Origin of the sequence: Sedimentibacter sp. B4, from assembly GCF_000309315.1 — a bacterium.
Taxonomy (GTDB): Bacteria; Bacillota; Clostridia; order Tissierellales; family Sedimentibacteraceae; genus Sedimentibacter; species Sedimentibacter saalensis.
Window position 1 is genome coordinate 1 of sequence record NZ_CANG01000516.1, and the last position, 268, is coordinate 268.

Sequence of the window (268 nt, forward strand, 5' to 3'; positions counted from 1 at the left end):
TGTCGTTCCTCTCCCCCTGTGTCCTGCCGGTGATCCCCGCGTACGTCTCCGTGGTCACAGGGCTCGGCGCCGCGTCCGTGCAGGCCGGTGGACGCGCGCACCTGGCGCAGGTGCTGAAGACGTCGCTGGGCTTCATCATCGGCTTCAGCACGGTGTTCGTCCTGCTCGGACTCTCGGTGACCGCGGCCGGGCAGGTGCTGTACGCGAACCGCGTCCTGCTCACCCGGATCTCGGGGCTCGTCGTGCTCGCGATGGCCCTGTTCCTGCT

General features: G+C 69.0%; 1 protein-coding gene. It reads left to right on the forward strand.

The features are described 5' to 3' along the window. Positions 1–268, forward strand: a 268-nt coding sequence (locus BN358_RS23770) for a cytochrome c biogenesis CcdA family protein (protein ID WP_232233133.1), incomplete at both ends; no start/stop codon positions are given.